At 47.2% G+C, this 20,563-nt stretch carries 14 protein-coding genes and 2 tRNA genes; 11 read left to right on the top strand and 5 right to left on the bottom strand.

The genetic code is table 11. From position 1 onward, the window contains the following. Nucleotides 1-198: 198 nt before the first annotated feature. Nucleotides 199-921 (top strand): transcriptional regulator, encoded by a 723-nt coding sequence (locus ACN08Z_RS07610; RefSeq protein WP_419103930.1) that lies wholly within the window; start codon nucleotides 199-201, stop codon nucleotides 919-921. Nucleotides 922-1,006: 85 nt separating this feature from the next. Here the strand turns inward: ACN08Z_RS07610 and ACN08Z_RS07605 are convergent, their stop codons facing one another. After that, nucleotides 1,007-1,405 (bottom strand): globin, encoded by a 399-nt coding sequence (locus ACN08Z_RS07605; protein ID WP_419103929.1) that lies wholly within the window; start codon nucleotides 1,403-1,405, stop codon nucleotides 1,007-1,009. A 133-nt stretch (nucleotides 1,406-1,538) separates the two neighbouring features. Beyond that, a complete protein-coding gene (gene pepN / locus ACN08Z_RS07600) occupies nucleotides 1,539-4,085 on the bottom strand; it encodes an aminopeptidase N (protein ID WP_419103928.1) in 2,547 nt (848 codons plus the stop codon). A gap of 237 nt (nucleotides 4,086-4,322) precedes the next feature. Here pepN and ACN08Z_RS07595 point away from each other — a divergent pair, with 237 nt between their 5' ends. Both ACN08Z_RS07595 and ACN08Z_RS07590 read left to right on the top strand, forming a co-directional pair. Then, nucleotides 4,323-4,811, top strand: coding sequence for a ribose-5-phosphate isomerase (locus tag ACN08Z_RS07595; protein WP_419103927.1), 489 nt, complete (start codon nucleotides 4,323-4,325; stop codon nucleotides 4,809-4,811). Between the two features lie 29 nt (nucleotides 4,812-4,840). Beyond that, complete coding sequence (locus tag ACN08Z_RS07590) at nucleotides 4,841-5,719, top strand: Fpg/Nei family DNA glycosylase (protein WP_419103926.1); 879 nt, start codon at nucleotides 4,841-4,843, stop codon at nucleotides 5,717-5,719. 157 nt (nucleotides 5,720-5,876) lie between these two features. On the opposite strand, the gene ACN08Z_RS07585 is transcribed toward ACN08Z_RS07590, so the two are convergent. Then, nucleotides 5,877-5,950, bottom strand: a tRNA-Gly gene (locus ACN08Z_RS07585). Nucleotides 5,951-6,223: 273 nt separating this feature from the next. Between ACN08Z_RS07585 and ACN08Z_RS07580 the strand changes: the two genes are divergently transcribed. From ACN08Z_RS07580 to ACN08Z_RS07555, 6 genes are all read left to right on the top strand, one after another. Then, nucleotides 6,224-6,298: transfer RNA gene (locus ACN08Z_RS07580), tRNA-Pro, on the top strand. Nucleotides 6,299-6,426: 128 nt separating this feature from the next. Further along, nucleotides 6,427-7,725, top strand: a complete 1,299-nt coding sequence (tig, locus tag ACN08Z_RS07575) for a trigger factor (protein WP_419103925.1) — start codon at nucleotides 6,427-6,429, stop codon at nucleotides 7,723-7,725. Between the two features lie 231 nt (nucleotides 7,726-7,956). Continuing rightward, nucleotides 7,957-8,589, top strand: coding sequence for an ATP-dependent Clp protease proteolytic subunit (locus ACN08Z_RS07570; RefSeq protein WP_419103924.1), 633 nt, complete (start codon nucleotides 7,957-7,959; stop codon nucleotides 8,587-8,589). 32 nt (nucleotides 8,590-8,621) lie between these two features. Beyond that, nucleotides 8,622-9,299: an ATP-dependent Clp protease proteolytic subunit gene (locus ACN08Z_RS07565; RefSeq protein ID WP_419103923.1), complete on the top strand. Its 678-nt coding sequence runs from the start codon at nucleotides 8,622-8,624 to the stop codon at nucleotides 9,297-9,299. Nucleotides 9,300-9,543: 244 nt separating this feature from the next. Continuing rightward, complete coding sequence (gene clpX / locus ACN08Z_RS07560; protein WP_419103922.1) at nucleotides 9,544-10,833, top strand: ATP-dependent Clp protease ATP-binding subunit ClpX; 1,290 nt, start codon at nucleotides 9,544-9,546, stop codon at nucleotides 10,831-10,833. Nucleotides 10,834-10,915: 82 nt separating this feature from the next. Beyond that, the gene (locus tag ACN08Z_RS07555; RefSeq protein ID WP_419103931.1) at nucleotides 10,916-11,542 is read left to right on the top strand and encodes a DsbA family protein; all 627 of its coding nucleotides are present in this window, start codon (nucleotides 10,916-10,918) and stop codon (nucleotides 11,540-11,542) included. A gap of 69 nt (nucleotides 11,543-11,611) precedes the next feature. Here ACN08Z_RS07555 and ACN08Z_RS07550 read toward each other — a convergent pair whose 3' ends face one another. Continuing rightward, complete coding sequence (locus ACN08Z_RS07550; RefSeq protein ID WP_419103921.1) at nucleotides 11,612-13,015, bottom strand: LssY C-terminal domain-containing protein; 1,404 nt, start codon at nucleotides 13,013-13,015, stop codon at nucleotides 11,612-11,614. 123 nt (nucleotides 13,016-13,138) lie between these two features. Further along, the gene (valS, locus tag ACN08Z_RS07545) at nucleotides 13,139-15,766 is read right to left on the bottom strand and encodes a valine--tRNA ligase (protein ID WP_419103920.1); all 2,628 of its coding nucleotides are present in this window, start codon (nucleotides 15,764-15,766) and stop codon (nucleotides 13,139-13,141) included. Nucleotides 15,767-15,909: 143 nt separating this feature from the next. Between valS and ACN08Z_RS07540 the strand changes: the two genes are divergently transcribed. Both ACN08Z_RS07540 and ileS read left to right on the top strand, forming a co-directional pair. Further along, nucleotides 15,910-16,713 (top strand): SDR family oxidoreductase, encoded by an 804-nt coding sequence (locus ACN08Z_RS07540; RefSeq protein ID WP_419103919.1) that lies wholly within the window; start codon nucleotides 15,910-15,912, stop codon nucleotides 16,711-16,713. A 550-nt stretch (nucleotides 16,714-17,263) separates the two neighbouring features. Then, nucleotides 17,264-20,554, top strand: coding sequence for an isoleucine--tRNA ligase (ileS, locus tag ACN08Z_RS07535; RefSeq protein WP_419103918.1), 3,291 nt, complete (start codon nucleotides 17,264-17,266; stop codon nucleotides 20,552-20,554). Nucleotides 20,555-20,563: the final 9 nt, after the last annotated feature.

Here is a 20,563-nt window from a genome sequence, read left to right as displayed (position 1 = left end):
GGGGTTCAAAAAAATTTTTTGGTGTTGGGCCACCCCTCCTTTAACGGTCTCCCTCAAGAAAAGCTGAGAGAATTATCAGTGCTCTCGTTCTTTATCTTCTGTACACGATATTCTTATATAACGACTTGCACTAAAACTATGGTGCAGATATAAGGCCATATCACCTAAAAATATACGACGAATAGGTAGGACCGAAGAGTGCTTAACAAAACAGCAGAAAATGCTTCGTACCTTCAGCTGGTAGATGTTAACCAAATTAAAGACTTCAAAACCTATCTCGCCCGCGCAAAATCTTTAGATACACAAGCTTCAGTACGGCTCATTACTCGTGGTATGTCTGTCGGCGCCTATGTCTGTGCGTTGTCACCTGAAACACTCATCGATACCACCCCTACCATCCTTGGGCTCAGAGCACTTAACATCGCCTCTGCCCAGACACTTGACACAACAGTAGAAATCAGCGCTGTGCTAGATCGTCTTGCTCGTATCGACCAACAGAAAAATTATCTTTTTATACCGCCTGTGGTCACAACAGCATCATGGAGCGGGCAACTACCGCCCTTTAGTCAGTGGGAAAGAATTGGACACATCACAGTAGGAGAGCTTAAAAAAATAGCTCTTGACGGAATGAACGCGGTAGATAGTGCCCTTCCCAATAACCCTGGGCATGCTGTTTTGGCCACCGTTCGTTCCCGTATCTGGTCATCTCCTATGCCATGGGAAGCAACACCACATCCACAACATCATTACACCCCAGAGAACTACACGCTTCCTAGCGGCATTGCGTTTGCCGCAGAGGTGCTAGGCTTTTTGCCACCGGTGGCGCATATGCCAGTCTATATTTACTATTCTCAGGGGTGGATTAGACTATCTTGCCCCATGGGACACGTATTATGTAAAAAATCTTCAGCTACAGAATAACTTTTTATCTCCTTGCTGCCGGACTAAAACAACAAGCAGGTAGCGACTTTTAAACTGGTATACACATACAGAGAGATAAATACCTCTATGTGCGGTTTTGCATAGCGTGGGCTGCACGTTCTAAATAGTCAAGCATCACTGTTTCGTGAAGAGGAGATAGCCCAAGCGTCTTGACCGACTCCCGCATATACTGCAACCAAGTGTCTCGTTCTTTGGCTCCAATAGCAAAAGGGAAATGCCTCATTCTTAAACGAGGATGACCCCGTTCTTGCTGATAGGTGCTAGGACCACCCCAATACTGTTCTAAAAACATCCGAAGACGCTTTTCCGCTGGAGCAAGGTCCTCTTCCGGATACATAGCGCGAAACTCGGGGTCTGAGGCAACTCTTTGATAAAACTCTGAACAAAGCTTTTCAAAAGTTGGGGCGCCTCCAACTTGATCATAAAAAGACTGTTGTTCTGCTGGATGATTAAGGGAACTCACGTTCACTAGCCTACCAAGAGAAAAAGAGAGGTTGAAACATCAAAAGACCCCTCAACGAATATAGGAGTAAAACAACTTCTATTCGCTAAGGGGCTTTTCTTGACCCAACGTTTTATCAATAAAACATTGGAATTTATGAACGAACGTCTGCTTCTTGAGCCTTCAACGCACGTACCATAGAATCTCGACATTCAGCAACTTGCCGGTACAAGGAACCGGCATCTTCTGGTAACGATGCTAAATACTGTTCGGTACGTTCCAATAACTGTGCAGAATAATTCTGGGGGAATAGCCCGCCGATAATTTGCTGAGAAATCTCATGGCTACGAGAACGCCAAACCTGCTCAATCGCATCAAAATATCGTTCAGCATAGGGTTCCATGAGCTGTTCGTCTGCACCGGTAAAGAATCCTGCAATAGCAGAGCGCTGAACAATATTCGAGAGCTCACCGGTTTCTACGATGTCATGCCACATCTTAGCTTTAGCTTCAGCTGTAGGAATAGACGCTTCAGCAGTAGCAGCAGCCTGCTGACCATTTGATGTGCGGTCTTGTTCGAGAGCTTGCGCAATTTCTTCTGCGCTGTATCGCCCACCGGCAGCTAGAGATTGAATAAAAGACCATCGCAAGTCCGTGTCTACGACGATACCTTCAAGAACAGTTGAACCATTCATTAATGATTGAACGCAATCAAGCTGTTGATCAGATTTTGCAAGACGCGCAAAAGCACGTACAAGCTGTAGCTGCTGATCAGAATAAGGCTGAGCTGCTTGAGTGATATCCCATAGACGATCTGCAACACGGATACGAAGCTCTTGTGCCTGAGAACGAGAGACATAGAAGGAGAGAGCATGCTCAAGATTGAGCAACTGCACACGCATCGATGTCGAGTTTGTCTCAGCACCAATATTATTGAGAACGAGCTCAACAAACTGGTGTGCGGGCATTTGCGCATCACGGGTAGTATCCCACAATGAGCCCCATACAACGCTACGAGCCGTGGGGGAGTCGATATCACCAAGATGGTCAATAGCTGTTTGCAAAGAGCGTTCGTCTAGACGAATCTTTGCATAAGCTAAATCTTCATCATTGAGAAGAATCAAATCAGGTCGTTCAACGCCGGAGGCTTCAGCCACGTCTGTAAGTTCACCATTAACGTCTAACTCAATACGCTTGGTACGTGTTAGTTTTCCTTCACTCAAAGAATAGAACCCGACGACAAGGCGATGCGGACGTAACGTCTCATATCCTTCCGCATAGCTTTGACGAATCTTCAACGATGAGATGTTACCGTTTTCATCTTCTTCAACTTCGCTAGTTAGCGTATTAACACCAGCGGTTTCTAACCATAGTGCAGACCATGAGCGAACGTCACGTCCGGAGGTAGCCTCTAATTCAACGAGTAAATCATCGAGGACAGTATTACCCCAAGAATGTTTTGCAAAATATTGGGTGAGTGCGGACATAAAGTTCTCTTGTCCAACCCATGCAACAAGTTGACGTAAAACAGAAGCACCTTTGGCGTAGGTGATACCGTCGAAGTTCACTTGCACATCGTTGAGGTCACGAATAGGCGCAACAATGGGGTGTGTTGATGAAAGCTGGTCTTGACGGTATGCCCAAGTTTTTCCTGATGCGGCGAAGGTTGCCCACGCTTGAGAGGAGAAACGAGTATTTTCCGCCGCTGCGAGAGTGCACATAAACTCAGCGAATGATTCGTTGAGCCAGAGGTCGTTCCACCATTTCATGGTGACGAGGTCGCCAAACCACATGTGCGCTAGCTCGTGAAGAATCGTAATGGCACGGCGCTCGACAAGAGCTTCAGTGGGTTTTGAACGGAAGATGTAGTTTTCTAAGAAGGTGACTGCACCAGCATTTTCCATGGCACCAGCATTGAACTCTGGTACAAATAGTTGGTCGTATTTCTCGAAAGGATATGGGGTGTTAAACATCTTTTCGTAGAATTCGAATCCTTGACGTGTCAAGGTGAAAATCTCTTCAGCGTCTAGGTATGGCATGAGAGATTTGCGGGCGAAGGCACCTAAGGCGATGGTACGTCCCTCAGCATTAACTAAAGAGCTTGTGACCTTCTCATAGGGGCCGGCAATGATTGCGGTGATATATGAGGAGATACGGGGAGTGGGCTTGAAATTCCACAGCATGCTATCTGCTTGTTTTTGAACAGATGTTTCGGGCTGGTTTGAGATAACTGTCCAATGCTCCGGTGCTTTAACGGAGAACGTAAAGGACGCTTTGAGGTCTGGCTGTTCAAAGACGGGGTAGACTCTGCGAGAATCTGGAACCTCAAATTGGGAATAGAGATAGACTTCTTGGTCAGCTGGGTCAACGAAACGGTGCAGACCTTCGCCGGTGTTGGTGTAGAGGAAATCTGCATCAATGATGAGGGTGTTCTTCTCTGCGAGTTCTGGTAGCTGAATACGCACTCCATCAGCGAGGTCTACTGGAAGTTCAACACCATTGAGGTTGATGGAACGGACAGTGTCGGTAATGGCATCAATAAAGGTTGAGGTGCCAGCTACTGCATCAAAGGTGATGGTTGTGTGGGTGCTGAAAATTCTTTCGCCTTGCGTCAAATCCAGTGTGATGGTGTAAGAATCAACGTGAGTTACGACGTTTGCACGTTCAGTTGCCTCAGCGCGTGTAAGGTTCATTCCCGGCATATAGCCCTCTCTTTTTCTAAAAATACGGGTGCAACGCAGACGCGTAGAATGCGTTACTCCTCAATCGTTACTAGAATCATTAGACAAGACCTAGCAGAACTATGAGCAAGTAGCTCTTCTCTCAAAGTCTAATGCCCTAGTTCACAAAGATGAAATAGGCGCTACCTGAATAACCACTGCACATAGCAGAAGAACTCCCCGTCTCTGCTGGCGTTATTGCTTTCAAGGAGCTTTATTATGCGCGTACATATTGCTACTGACCATGCTGGTTTAGAGATGAGTCAGTATTTTGTTCAGAAGTTAACTGAGAATGGGTATGAGGTGATTGATCATGGTCCCCGTGAATATGACCCATTAGATGATTATCCCAGCTTCTGTATTAATGCTGCTCTTGGCGTCCGGAAAGATAGGGAAGAGGGGCTAGACTCTCTTGGCATTGTTCTGGGAGGTTCGGGAAATGGTGAGCAGATGGCTGCAAATAAAGTAACTGGTATCCGTGCTGCTTTGGCGTGGAATCACGATACTGCTGCCTTGGCGCGTGAACATAATAATGCTCATGTGGTGGCTATTGGTGGCCGTCAACATAGCCTTGAAGAAGCGTGGGAAATTATTCGTGTTTTTCTCACGACTGTTTGGACTGGTGAAGAACGTCATCAGCGACGCATTCATCAGATGGCAGAGTACGAGGCAACTGGTGCTATTACTGGCCAAGAGATTAACTCTTAAAAGTTTTTTGAGAAGCCAATACGATAGTTATGCCAGAAGGTCACTCTATCCATCGTCTTGCTCATCAATTTACGGAGCTATTTTCAGGAAAAACTGTTTCTGTCACCAGCCCTCAGGGGCGTTTTAGTGATGGTGCTCAGCTCCTTGACGGGCAGACTATTATCGATGCATATGCTCATGGGAAACATCTTTTTGTGGGGTTTGACCACGAGCTGACTCTTAACGTTCATTTGGGGATTTATGGTGCTTGGACTTTTGGTGGTGAACATTTTATTGGTTCTACTGCCATTGGTGCCCCTCGTAAAGCTCACGAAAGAGAGCAGAGCGGACAGCATGTAGTAGCTACTGCTCCGCCTAAGGTGGCTCCAACTACGCGCGCGAGGATTATCGCTGACACATGTTGGGCTGATTTAGTTGGTGCAATGACTTGCCGTGTGCTAACACCTGCGCAAGTGCAAAAAGTGCGAGGCGACCTAGGGGAGGACCCCCTTTCTATGGAGGGATCTGCAGAAAGGTTCTATAGTTCTCTGTGTCGTACGGCTCGTCCCATTGCTGTTGTCTTAATGGACCAAAAGATTATTTCTGGTGTTGGAAATATTTTTAGAGCAGAATCATTATTCAGGTTAGGTATTGACCCGATGCGTCCGGCGCGGGAAGTCTCTGAAGAAGAAGCTGTGCAGCTGTGGGATGATCTTTGCGAACTATTGCATATTGGTGTTCGTTTGGGGAAGATTGTGACAACTCGTGGTGAGCATCGTGTTGGTATTTCTTTAGAAGATGCTTGGCCTGATGCTGCGTATTATGTGTACCAACGTCAGGGGCAGCCTTGTCTTTTATGCTCTTCTCATATTCTGATGAAAGAACTTGCTGGGCGTAAGTTATATTGGTGCCCTCAATGTCAGCAATAATCTTTGCGCATACGGTGAGCTGAACTTAATTTTTATAAGGCGTACGGCGCTATCTACACTTCTCTACGAATTGGGATTGTTAGGTAGCGCCGTATTGTTGTACCTGAGGGTATAAAAAAATCTCCCAGACTGTACTGTCTGGGAGATTTTCTATATTTGGAGGGGATGACGGGAATCGAACCCGCGTAATCAGTTTGGAAGACTGAGGCTTTACCATTAAGCTACATCCCCGTGGGACTCAATCAAGTAAACACTAGTTTTGGTGCCGTGTCAACTCGAAAAAGAGAATTTTTTTGATTTTTCTGCCAAAAGGGGGTTTTTAGGGGTTCTTGGAAAAATTTTTGAGATTTTTTCTCGTGTTATAAAAAACAGTTTTCACTAGGTTAAATGTTATTTTTTCAACGGTTGTAACGCTGTTTTTTGAGTTGAAAATTGCTCAAAAAATATTTTTCGAGTAGCGAGGATGAAAAAACTGTTATACACTGGATAACGCCTTGTGCTGAACGGGGTGTGGCGTAGCTTGGCTAACGCGCCTGCTTTGGGAGCAGGAGATCGCAGGTTCGAATCCTGTCACCCCGACATGAGTTAGCAGAACCCGTCGAAGTATTCTTTCGACGGGTTTTGCTTTATCATAAGAACCATTACAAGAATCTGCGAGTTAACAACGCTTGCGGATAACCGACTAAATATTCAGGAGATCAGCGGACGTGAAAACTGCCGTCGAGAAGATCAACCCGACCCTCGCAAAAATTGAGGTCGAGGTTCCTTTCGCAGAGTTCAAGACTTACCTTGACCGTACCTACAAGTCTCTGGCTCAGCAGATCCAGGTTCCCGGCTTCCGCAAAGGTAAAACTCCTCGTGCGCTTATTGAACAGCGCGCCGGATTCGACTTTGTTGTAGAGAACGCTCTCAACGAAGGACTCAACGAGTTCTACCAGAAAGCACTCGCTGAGAACGGTCTTATTCCTCTTGCGCAACCAGAACTGGAAATCCTTAGCAAGCCAGAAGAATCTGCGCGTGAAAATGATGTAAAACTTTCCATTCAGGTTACTGTTCGCCCTGAAATTGAACTTCCTGACTACTCTGGTTTGAGTGTAGAAGTTGAAGAAGCAACTGTTTCTGCAGAAGATGAACAGAAAGCTCTTGACGACCTTCGTGCACGCTTTGGAACCCTTAAAGCTGTTGATCGCCCCGCCGCAGATAAAGACTTCGTGACGATCAACCTCACTGCTTCTATCGATGGTGAAGAAGTAGACGCTGCAAACGACCTCTCTTACCAGGTTGGTGCGGGTACTATGCTTGAAGGTCTAGACGAAGCTCTCACTGCACTTTCTGCTGGCGAAGACGCAACTTTCGAAACCAAGCTTGCTGGCGGAGAACACGCTGGCAAAGACGCTGTTGTTAAGGTTGAACTTACCGCAGTCAAGGAACGCGAACTTCCAGAAGCTGATGATGAGTTCGCTCAGCTAGCTTCAGAGTTCGACACCATTGAAGAGCTCAAAGAAGATCTCAAAAAGCAGGCTCTCGAGTCTAAAGTTGCAGAACAAGGCGCGCAAGCTCGCGACAAAGTTCTTGCTCAGCTCGTAGAAATGACCGAAGTTCCTGTTCCTGAGAAAGTTATCGAAGATCAGCTAGAACAGCACTTCAAGTCCGCTGGTACTGAAGCTGACCACGATAGTGAAGAACACCGCGAAGAAATCCGCAAGAATGCAACCGAAGCTTTCAAGAACGAAATGGTTCTCGATGCTATTGCTGAAGCTGAAGAAATTGGTGTTGAACAGTCTGAAATTATTGACTACATCATTACCATGTCTTCTCAGTACGGTATGGATCCAAACCAGTTCGCTCAGATGTTAGAAGGCTCTGGACAGGCTGGTCTCATGGTCGGCGAAGTACGCCGTTCTAAGGCTCTTGCTTCTGTTCTTGAAAAGGCAGAGGTTAAAGACGCTAAGGGCAACATTGTTGACTTGTCTTCCTACCTAGGAACTGCAAAAGACGCAGAATAAATTTTCTGATATGACGGTGGGGCACACTCCTTGGGGAGTGTGCCCCACCGTCATACTATCTGAACATTATGACCAAAACATCGCCATTAAATAGTGCAGGGGTGACACGAGGTGTTTCGTTGAACGTGAACTCACACCCGAAGCGATGAAAAGTTCGCTAGTCTTCTAAGTAACCGATATTTTCAATGAACCGACCCCCGTTCGGTATCAGCGAGTAAGGAAAAAGAACTTATGTCTGATATTTTGCCTCTACCATCGTTCTCTGCTGGAGTTGCTTCACACGCAGAAACTCCCGCTGGGGGACAAGACGATTATGTATATAACCGTCTGCTCAAAGAACGTATTATCTGGCTTGGATCTGAAGTTCGCGACTCCAACGCAAACCGTATCTGCTCCCAGATGCTTCTACTCTCTGCAGAAGATCCTGAAGCTGATATCTACCTATACATCAACTCACCTGGTGGCTCAGTCACTGCAGGTATGGCAATCTATGACACGATGCAACTTATCCCTAACGATGTTGTAACCGTCGTAACCGGTATGGCTGCATCCATGGGACAGTTCCTCCTCACCGCAGGAGCGCCAGGGAAACGCTACGCAACTCCTAACGCCCGAATCCTCATGCATCAGCCTTCTGGCGGTTTAGGTGGTACCGCTTCTGATATTCGTATCCAAGCAGAACTCATCTTAGATATGAAAAAACGTCTATCGCAGATTACCGCAGAACGTACCGGACAAACCTTGGAAACTATCCTCAAAGATAACGACCGAGACAACTGGTTTACTGCAGAAGAAGGCCTTGCCTACGGCTTCTTTGACCACATCGCTACCAGTGCAGGAACGCACGTCTCAGCACAAAAATAATTGTGTATTGACAAAGTTTGAGGAGAATAATAATGAACTATAACCCCACATCAATGCCTGCTTACGGAATGCCTACTAACCGTTACGTACTACCAAATTTTGAAGAACGCACCCCCTACGGGTACAAGCGTCAAGACCCCTACGCTAAACTCTTCGAAGACCGTATTATCTTCCTTGGAACTCAAGTAGATGACGCCTCAGCAGATGACATTATGGCGCAGCTACTCGTGCTCGAATCTCAAGATCCAGATCGTGACATCACCCTATACATCAACTCACCGGGTGGTTCTTTCACCGCGATGACAGCAATTTATGACACTATGCAGTACATTCGCCCTGAGGTTCAAACCGTTTGCCTCGGTCAAGCAGCTTCTGCTGCAGCTGTGCTCTTAGCAGCGGGAACGCCCGGTAAACGTTTGGCTCTTCCCAACGCCCGTGTGCTAATTCATCAGCCAGCGTTGGGTGGACAACAAGGCGGGCAGGCTTCCGATATCGAAATTCATGCTAATGAAGTGATGCGTATGCGTCAATGGCTTGCAAACACCCTAGCGCTACACTGCGATAAAGATCCTGAAGAAGTAGATCGTTCCATCGAACGAGATAACATTATGACAGCACAAGCTGCTCTTGAATATGGCCTTGTCGACCAAGTGCTTGAATCACGTAAAGCGGTAAAACCAAAATTTAACACTGCAGAAGACTATAGCTAAAAATCGTGGTGAGCCCCTTGAACGCTCCTGTCAAGATGAGTGTTCAAGGGGCTCACTTGTATATTTACGATAAAAAGAAAACAAATAGTATAGTCTTATCTCAAACACCTCAAATGCCGTTATGATAGAAGTCAAAACTCTGTAACACAACCGTAGTTAAGACTTAAAACTGTGTGTAATTTGGACTCTGAGAGAATCAAGGTAGCCTAGAGACTGACAGAATCCGACGGAAAGGAATAGCAGCGTGGCGAGAATCGGCGAGGCAACCAACCTTCTCAAATGCTCCTTCTGTGGCAAAAACCAAAAACAAGTCCGTAAACTCATCATGGGGCCAAACATCTACATCTGTGATGAATGTATCGAACTGTGTAACGAAATACTTGAAGAAGAACTAGCAGAAACTCGTAAAAACAACGAACCTCTAGAGTTGCCTACACCACGAGAAATCTTTGCACACCTTCAAGAATACGTCGTCGGACAAGAAGCCGCGAAAAGAGTTCTCTCCGTTGCTGTCTACAACCATTACAAACGTATTCGCATGATGGAAAACCCCATCACCGAGGCGAGCGCACTCCTTGCCGCTGACGGGGAAGATGTTGATATTGCGAAATCTAACATCCTTCTCGTGGGGTCTACGGGTTCTGGAAAAACTTATCTCGCTCAGACTCTTGCTAAAAAACTGAACGTTCCTTTTGCCGTGGCTGATGCTACCTCTTTGACTGAAGCTGGATATGTTGGTGAAGACGTTGAGAATATTCTGCTTAAACTTATCCAAGCTGCGGATGGAGACATCAAAAAAGCTCAAAAAGGCATTGTCTACATTGATGAAATCGATAAAATCTCACGAAAAGCTGATAACCCGTCAATTACTCGAGACGTTTCAGGCGAAGGCGTACAGCAAGCGTTACTGAAAATTCTTGAAGGAACGGTAGCGGCGGTCTCTCCGCAAGGAGGGCGCAAACACCCTCAACAAGATTTTATGCATATCGATACAACGAATATCTTGTTTATCGTTGCGGGTGCGTTTGCCGGTCTTGAAGAGATTGTGAGCGGGCGTGTTGGACGAAAAGGTATTGGTTTTGGTGCACGCATTGATAATGCTGGGCAGGACACCGATATCCTTCAAAAACTGATGCCAGAGGATCTGCTCAAATTTGGTTTGATTCCTGAGTTTATTGGTCGTTTACCGGTTCTTGCTACGTTGAATACCTTGAGCGAAGAAGACCTCACAAGAATCCTTACCGAACCCAAAAATGCTTTGGTGAAGCAATATAAGCGGATGTTTTCTATGGATGGTGTAGAGCTTGTCTTTGAAGACTCCGCTTTGTCAGCTATTGCGAGACTTGCTATTGAACGTGAGACCGGTGCGCGTGGGTTACGAGCAATTATGGAAGAGATTTTACTTCCTGTCATGTTTGATATCCCATCACGTCAAGACGTATCTATTGTTATCATCGACGCGGAGGTCGTTCAGGGGCATAAAGATCCCATTATGGTACTGGATGCAGGGGATAATTCTCAGAAATCGGCCTAAACGTTAAAGAACCTTTCTCTGAAAACACGAAGAAGATAGTATAGGGACTTAAAACCTTATCTCTCAATATTAAGGAGCCATGATGGCAGATAAAGCATCCGTAGAATTTTGGTTTGATCCAACTTGCCCTTGGTGTTGGATTACCTCACGCTGGATTAAAGAAGTTGAGAAAGTTCGTGATATTGACGTCGTGTGGAATCCTTTCTCACTATCCGTATTGAACGAGGGACGTGACCTGCCTGAAAAATATCGTGAACATATGGAACAGGTCTGGGGTCCAGCTCGTGTTGTTACTGCGGTAGCTGAAAACTATTCACAAAAAGAAATTGATGCACTATACACCGCTTTAGGTGAACAAATCCATCACCAACAGAACCATGGCGGTACCCGCTACGAAGAAGCTATTGTTGCTGCTTTAGCCGTGGTCGGTTTACCTGAAGAATATGCGCAGTACGCCCATCAGGACGAATACGATGAGCAGATGCGTTCTTCTACTCGTCGTGGTTTAGAACAAGCTGGGGGAGACGATATTGGTGTTCCGCTAATGAGCATTAACGGTGTCACCTTCTTTGGCCCTGTCATTAGTCCCGCCCCAACGGGAGAAGAAGCTGGAAAGCTCTTTGATGCTGCTCTCGGTTTAGCTTCCTATCCCGGTTTCTTTGAGCTGAAACGGCCCCGTACTGTTGGGCCAATCTTTAACCACCAATAAAAAAGACCCTTAAAAGATAGAGGGGTTGGGACACAAAAGATATTGTGCCCCAACCCCTCACTTTTTGTCCTAACGGCGAGATTTCTGCCGAGTCATGTTGAAGGTATAGTTCACTGCACCATCGGAGGTGAACTCTAAGAGCGCATACACTTGAGAGGCCATGAGCACATAGATGGTATAGGTAGTGCTAATATCTTGCTCCGTACCAAATACAAGGCTAAGTGCATTAGATATAAAAGAAAAAGACAATAACGCTAACAGAATTTTACGTGCTAGCTGGCTTCCGCGAATCGTCCACACCACGAGAAAAATTTGAATAATCGTGATGACTAGGACAACAACAATAACAACCGGTGCAATGTACATCTGCCAGAACCTTTGAACATCTACTTCAAAGGAATCTTTTGGGTTAACCAGAACACCTAAATGCGTAACGCTCAAGAACGCTTGTAGAAGAATCACTAAAGATGTAAATGCAGAAGCAAGCCACACACTCAACGGCGCTTGTTCTACTAATTCCCAAGGCCTACGACGATGCATGCGCTCATATCGTTGGGCGTTGTGACGTTCATCTTGACGATTGCATACCGACGTCAAATCGAGGATAGGTAAATCCCCATCGGTAAGAATAGTGTCTCCGCCACCGTTACGGGAATGATACCCAGAAGAGAAATCCTCGATCAGATCAGAGCGTGCCTTCTGATTACAGTACAACACTGTTTCAACGACATAGTCACGTTCTTTATCTGTCTCAGCGTCAATCTTATGAGTAATTTGAAAAGTGAATAGGGAGAGTCCTACTGCTCTGTCAAAAGTTGCTGCAGCAAGCCAATCAACGGGTTCGCCACCTGGCAATTTCCACCCTTCAGGTGCTTTCCAAAAACGAACATGGTGACGTTTGCTAGGGGAGCCATCTACCTCTTGCTGATAGGCAAAATTCTCAGAACGATGAAATAAATAAAGAGGTGAAACCGGAGCCGTTGGGTAAGGACGCTTCCTGAGCGTATTGACGATAATACGCCATGAGGATGCCAACGTAACGGGGTCTGCCTTGACCCATCCTGCTTTTTTCATCGCAGTATGAATCTCTTCTGCTGTTCCACGGAGTCCGATATTGACGGGGTCTCCGAGAAGACCATCACCTGTGCGGGTGCGTCCAATAAAATAGTCGGGAACATACAGGTCTGTCATGATGCGATGAAAACGAGGCAACGTGAGATAAGCAGAGAAGAACCAAAAACCAAAGGCGATGAGAATACCCCACCAGCTGTGATACCACGAATCAATCAGCGCTACCACCGCAAGCCAGATAGAGGCGATTCCAGCAAACACAAAATAAAGTTTATCGGCCCACCCTTCCAGAACTCGCTTTCCCATATTCATCATAAAATAGCGTTGTTTGCTGACGTTATTGGGATCTCCACGATATTTGGGGTACTGCGCATCAAAAGGGCGGGGAGAAGAATCCGACATAAGAAAATCCAAAATTTTGAAAAGAACTAAGAAAACAAAGATGGGGAGAACACCACCTGCTAAAACGCAGTGTTCTCCCCATCTTCTCGTTAACCGGATAGGTGCGGTAACGTGAGAGACATTTTATGCTTCGGTCTCTTCTGTAAGAAGCTCAACTTCTGAGACAGAGAGCTCAACGTCGGCGACAACAAATTGAAGCTCTCGCACATTTCCAGCAGCCTTAAGATCTTCGACACCAGCTTTAACCTGTTCTAGAACTTCTTGCGATGCAGAAATAGTTGCGGTAGCCACTTCGGTACGCTGTTTAACTTGAGCTTCAGACTTTGCCTTGCGTAAACCACCTAAGGCTAGACCTACGGTAGGCAGAACCTGAACATCTGCGTTCTCGAGTACCGCCTTATACCCCTCAGAGGTTGGCCATGAAGCACGGTGAACTGAACCTGAACGCCACCAGCTCCACACCTCATCAGTAGCAAATGGCAAGAACGGTGCAAAAAGACGCAAGAGTGCATCGAGAGTTGTTGCCAAAGCCGCTAGGACAGATGCTTGTTCTTCTTCACCGCGAGAACCATAGGCACGATCTTTAATGAGTTCTACGAAATCATCGGTGAAAGACCAGAAGAACGTCTCACAAAGCTGAAGAGCGCGAGCATACTCATACTTTTCAAAAGCAAGAGTGGCTTCTTCTACGACCTGTGCAAGTTTTGCCAGAAGAGAACGGTCCAAAGCGTTGGTCAGAACACTTGTTTGTTCTGCAGTAGTCAATACAGAATCTTGTGTAGCGCCAAGTCCGAGCACAAACTTTGAAGCGTTCAACAGTTTAATAGCAAGACGGCGACCAATTTTCATTTGTCCTTCGTCATAGGCGGTATCTGCACCAAGACGAGCCGAAGCAGCCCAATAACGCACCGCATCAGAACCATACTTTTCGAGGACTTCATTGGGGACAACAACATTGCCCTTAGACTTAGACATCTTCTTACGGTCTGGGTCAAGAATCCACCCTGATAGAGCAGTATTTGCCCACGGAACAGAGTTCTCCAAAGAGTGTGAACGTACTACAGTAGAGAACAACCAGGTGCGGATAATGTCATGACCTTGAGGGCGCAAATCCATCGGGAACGTTACCTGATGAAGCTGTTCATCTACTGCCCAACCCGTAGCAATCTGCGGAGTCAATGATGAAGTCGCCCATGTATCCAGTACATCGGGGTCTGCAACGAATCCTCCGGGTACACCACGCTGATTTTCAGTGAATCCAGGGGCAGGCTCTGCGGCAGGATCGACCGGAAGCATCTGCTCATCAGGAATAATGGGCTCGTCGTAGTTTGGTTCGCCCTCTTCATCAAGCGTGTACCAGATAGGGAACGGCACACCGAAGAATCGTTGGCGAGAAATCAACCAGTCACCGTTAAGACCTTCAACCCAGTTCTCATACCGTGAACGCATGAACGAGGGGTACCACGTCATCGCACGGCCGCGTTCGAGTAGTTCTTCTCTACGTGATACGTCACGTCCACCATTGCGGATATACCATTGACGGCTTGCCACAATTTCAAGAGGCTTGTCGCCTTTTTCATAGAACTTGACCGGATGGGTAATCTTTCGTGGCTCTCCATCCATTTCTTGAGCTTCAACAAGCATCTCAACAACGGTTTTCTGAGCGGTGAAGACGGTGGCGCCGGCCATACGTTCGTAGTTAGTTCGTCCTTGCTCGTCAGTAATCCACTCGGGGGTGTCACGGCTGAAACGACCATCACGACCAATCAGAGCACGAGTAGGAAGCTGTAGTTCACGCCACCAGGTGACGTCTGTGGTATCACCAAAAGTACAGACCATCGCAATACCAGCACCTTTATCGGGCTGAGCCAACGGGTGAGCCTTAACCTCCACACTGACGCCAAATAGCGGTGAAGTAACAGTAGTACCGAAAAGTTCTTGGTACCGTTCATCATCAGGGTGAGCTACAAGAGCTACACAGGAAGGCAACAATTCGGGGCGTGTCGTTTCAATCCACACTTTTTCACCATTAGGACGGTGGAAAGAAATACGATGATATGCACCTTCACGTTCTTTATCTTCTAACTCTGCCTGTGCAACTGCCGTGCGGAACGTGACATCCCACATCGTAGGTGCCTCTGCCATATAGGCATCGCCATTTTTGAGGTCGTTGAGAAACGCAAGTTGAGAGACCTTACGTGAGTGAGCATCAATAGTTCGATATGTATGAGACCAATCAACAGAAAGCCCCAATGTGGTGAAAAGCTGCTCAAAGACCTTTTCGTCTTCAGTAGCTAGAGTCTCACATAATTCAATAAAGTTTTGGCGCGAAATACGCGGCCAGTCACGCTGATTTTTAGCGGGCTTCTCTGGTGCTACAAACTCTGGGTCATAGGGGATAGCTGGGTCACAAAGAACACCATAATAATTTTGAACACGACGTTCAGTTGGCAGACCATTATCGTCCCAACCCAATGGGTAAAAGACATTTTTCCCACGCATACGCTGGTAACGGGCGATTACGTCAGTCTGGGTATAAGAGAACATGTGCCCTACATGCAAAGAACCCGATGCGGTCGGTGGCGGGGTATCAATAGAATACACTTCTTCACGCGTTGTCTCACGATTGAAAGCATACGTTTTTTCGTTAGCCCAACGTTCAGAAAGTTTCTTTTCGAGACCTTCTAAGCCGGGACGGTCAGGAACATTAATTGTTACGGGCGTGTCTGTGCCCTGGTTATTTTCAGCCATGCTGGTTATTCTCTCATGCTCTGCTTCTGTTCTGGGGGAAATCTGAGGTGATATCGGCAGGTGAACGCCCAGATAGAGAAAATGCTCTGTCATTTTTAAGGAATATCTTCCGCTGCTTAGCCATCTATCGGTAAGTTGGAACCATGGTAGAGACTTATATTCCTCAAAATCCTTTTGACGCCCAAGCCCACGCCGGAAAAATTGCTGTCGTCACTGGTGCTTCTTCCGGCATTGGTAGAGCCACCGTCGAACAGATGTGCGCTAGCGGGTGGACTGTATATGCTGTAGCACGTCGTGTCGAACGTCTTGAAGAACTTGCCCAACGCACTGGTGCTATTCCTACACCGATAGATATCACCGACATTAACGCAGTACAAGCTGCCAGTGCGCAGGTTCTCGAACAAGCTGGAGGCACCTTACACGCCCTCGTCAATATCTCTGGTGGTGCTGTAGGCGTCGATCACGTAGCTGATGGAAAGCCTGATGATTGGGCTTTTATGTATCGACTCAACGTTTTGGGTACTTTGAACATGATTCAAGCCTTCCTACCCGCATTGCGCCAATCTGCAGAAGGAACCATACTGAACCTCACCTCTACTGCTGCTGAAGCTGGATATGAAGGCGGGGGAGGGTATAACGCTGCAAAGTTTGGTCAGCGAGGGCTGACCGAAGCGCTCCGTCTAGAAGAAGCAGAACATAATATTCGAGTCATTGAAATTAGCCCAGGGATGGTTCACACGGAAGAGTTCTCAGCGAATCGTCTTGGCTCTGCTGAAGCTGCACAAAAAGTCTATGAAGGAGTTGAACACCCTCTGACTGCAGCAGACGTTGCACAAACTGTCACCTTTGCTGTCAACGTTCCACACCATATCAACCTAGACCGAGTAGTGATGCGCCCAGTAGCTCAAGCTGCACAATATAAAGTAATTCGTCGGCGCCCCTCCTAAAACACCATAAAATGGTGTTCAACGCGCCAGAATAAAATTGTAATTTTGGTGAGTCTGCTCGCCACAAAAAACTCCTTAACCACCACTATCTAGGGTTCGAACATAACTTTGACACAAGATATGGGGTTAAAAGACCTCAAAAGCACTGTTTCACTGTGGATAACTTCTCACGGGGTGAACACTACAGAAAACACCCTGTTAGACAGACTCCCAAAACCTGCCTAAAATTGAGGTAGTTGCAAAGACCCGGCCATCACCGGCGAGCAATCCGGAAGAACAGGCCGTACCTGCACCTGTCCACTGTATCGTTGCGACGAGGATAGACTGCGGAATAGATACAGCCTTAGTAGAACCGGACGGGTAAGCCCGTCATAGCAGTCACGAAGCGACTGATAACGCTCGACTGCATTGTCTCCCCAACACTATGCTGCTGGGGAGACAATGCACGTTAAGTAGAATCAGTAAGCAAGGTGGTACCGCGCCATATCAAGACACCTTGAACGGCGTCCTTGCATGACCCATACAACTGACAAAACTCAAGGGATCATTCGTGACCACGAACAACATCTACCCACGCGTTAGCGCATCCGGAGCGCAAAACGTCGAATCATCACCGTCCTTCCCGAAACTTGAAGAATCCATCCTCGAATACTGGAAGAACGACGGAACCTTCGCTGAATCAGTGGCATACCGTGAAGCAGGAGAAAACGGTTCCAACGAATTTGTCTTCTACGATGGACCTCCCTTCGCTAACGGGCTACCACACTACGGACACCTACTCACCGGCTACGTTAAAGATCTCGTTGCCCGCTACCAAACCCAACGAGGCCACAAAGTTGAACGCAGATTTGGCTGGGACACCCACGGACTTCCCGCCGAACTTGAAGCAATGAAACAGTTGGGAATGACCGACAAACAAGAAATTCTCGACATGGGAATTGACAGCTTCAACGACGCCGCACGAAGCTCCGTGCTCAAATACACCAATGAATGGCAAAACTACGTCACCCGTCAGGCCCGCTGGGTAGACTTCGAAAACGACTATAAAACCCTCAACATCGAATACATGGAATCGGTGATTTGGGCGTTCAAACAACTCTACAACAAAGGTCTCACCTACCAAGGCTTCCGCGTCCTGCCTTACTGCTGGAAAGACGAAACACCCCTCTCCAACCACGAACTCCGCATGGACGACGACGTCTACAAAGACCGCCAAGACCCATCCGTGACTGTAGCGTTCACCATTACCAACGACACCTCACTGGCAAAAAATCCTGCCATCGCACGAGAACTCGCTGGTGTAGAAGCCATGGCATGGACAACCACACCATGGACCCTGCCAACGAACCAAGCGCTCGCCGTCGGACCGGACATCACGTACGTAGTAGTCGCTGGTGCTGGCAACTATGCAGAACGTCGTTTCCTCATCGCCGAAGACCTACTAAACAACTACGCTAAAGACCTCGGCTACGATGAGGCTCAAGAAGTACAAAACGCTATTATCAGCCGTTATCAAGGTCGTGATTTAGAAGGTCTACGATACGCTCCACTATGGGATTACTTTACTGATACCGAAAAGTGGAATACCCACAAAGCCTGGCAAATTCTTGTCGCTGAATACGTCACCACAAGCGATGGTACCGGCCTCGTTCATCAAGCACCTGCCTACGGTGAAGATGACCAAAAAGTCTGTGAAGAATACGGCATCCCCGTTATCCTTTCCATCGACGAAGGCGCAAAATTCTTACCGCTCTTTAGCGAAAAGACTCCAAGCGGTCAGAACGAGCTTGCTGACATTGCTGGCGTACAAATTTTTGATGCAAACCGCACCATCATCAACGCACTCAAAGCGCAGGGTACTTTACTACGTGAAAAATCTTACGTGCACTCCTACCCACACTGCTGGCGTTGCCGCACACCATTGGTCTACCGTGCTATCACCTCTTGGTATGTCAAAGTCACCGACTTTAAAGACCGTATGAGCGAATTAAACCAGCAGATTAACTGGATTCCTGAAAATGTTAAAGACGGACAATTCGGTAAATGGGTAGAGAACGCCCGTGATTGGTCCATCTCCCGAAACCGTTTCTGGGGTTCACCCATTCCTGTCTGGGTCTCTGACGACCCGAACTACCCTCGCATGGATGTGTACGGTTCCTTAGCTGAACTTGAAGCTGACTTTGGGCGTCTACCTTTGAACAAAGATGGCGAACCAGACCTACACCGCCCCTACATCGATGAATTGACTCGACCTAACCCCGATGATCCCACCGGAAAATCGACGATGCGTCGTGTAGAAGATGTCCTTGACGTATGGTTCGATTCTGGTTCTATGCCCTACGCACAGGTGCATTATCCTTTCGAGAATAAAGAATGGTTCGAAAATCATAATCCAGCTGACTTCATCGTAGAATACATCGGACAGACTCGCGGATGGTTCTACACCCTTCACATCCTTGCTACTGCACTCTTTGACCGTCCCGCCTTTACAAACGTCATCTCGCACGGCATTGTACTTGGCTCCGATGGCCAGAAAATGTCGAAGTCTCTACGAAACTATCCGGATGTCTCTGAAGTTCTTGACCGTGATGGTTCTGACGCAATGCGCTGGTTCCTAGTTTCTTCACCTATTTTGCGTGGCGGAAACCTCATCGTGACAGAAGAAGGAATCCGTGAAGGTGTCCGTCAAGTGATGCTTCCGTTATGGAACGTCTATCATTTCTTTGCTCTATATACGAACGCCGCTCACCAAGGTGCCGGATACCAAGCTCAACTACGTTACACCTCTGAGCACGTGATGGACCGTTTTATCCTCGGCAAAACGCGTGAACTCATCACTGCCGTAACTGAAGCCATGGACTCCTACGACGTCAGCGGTGCAACAGAAGCGTTACGTCATTACACAGACACCTTAACCAACTGGTATGTGCGTCGTTCTCGTGAACGTTTCTTTGAAGAAGATACCGTTGCTTTCGACGTGCTCTACACAGCGTTGACGACCGTTGTAAAAGTAGCAGCTCCTTTACTTCCTCTTGTGAGCGAAGAAATTTACCGCGGTCTAACCGGTGAGCGTTCTGTGCACCTTACTGACTGGCCAGATGTTGAATCATTTACTGACGAGAGCGACCTTATTGCTCTGATGGAGACAACTCGTTCGATTTGCTCTGCAGGTTCGTCTCTTCGTAAAACCCATAAACTACGTGTGCGTCAACCTTTGAGCTCTCTTACTGTTGCTGTTGCTCATGGTGCGGCGTTGTCTGGGGTATACGAGAATATTATTGCTGATGAACTTAACCTGAAAAAGGTACAGCTTCTTGATGCTGCCGATGTGAAGCCTGCAGATTTTGGTATTTCACAGCAGCTAAAGGTTAACGCACGCGCGGCTGGACCTCGTCTCGGAAAAAATGTTCAGCAAGCTATCAAAGCGACAAAGACCGGAGACTGGTCTGTTGCCGAAGACGGCACAGTGAGTGTTGCTGGAGGTTCTATTGCTCTGGAACCTCATGAGTACGAACTGCAAACTACCGTTGATGAATCTGCTGGACAGGCTCATCAGGCAGTTTCTGTTCTTCCTGGTGGAGGGTTCTTAGTCCTTGATACTCAGTTGACGGCAGAGCTTGAAGCAGAAGGAATCGCTCGTGACGTGATTCGCGCAATTCAGCAGGCTCGTAAAGACGCTCAGTTGGTTGTCTCTGACCGTATTGAGTTGACGGTCGCTGCACCTGAGCAGATTCGTCAAGCTGTGCAAGGTTTTGAACAGCTCGTTGCTGGTGAGACTCTTGCAACTTCGGTACACTATCAGGACGCTTCAGAACTTTCTATTACTGTGAAGAAGGCCTAATTTTGTCAG

Origin of the sequence: Rothia sp. P7181, from assembly GCF_048513015.1 — a bacterium.
Taxonomy (GTDB): Bacteria; Actinomycetota; Actinomycetes; order Actinomycetales; family Micrococcaceae; genus Rothia.
The sequence above is the reverse complement of the archived record's forward strand: the minus strand, read 5'-3'. Positions and strand labels throughout refer to the sequence as shown.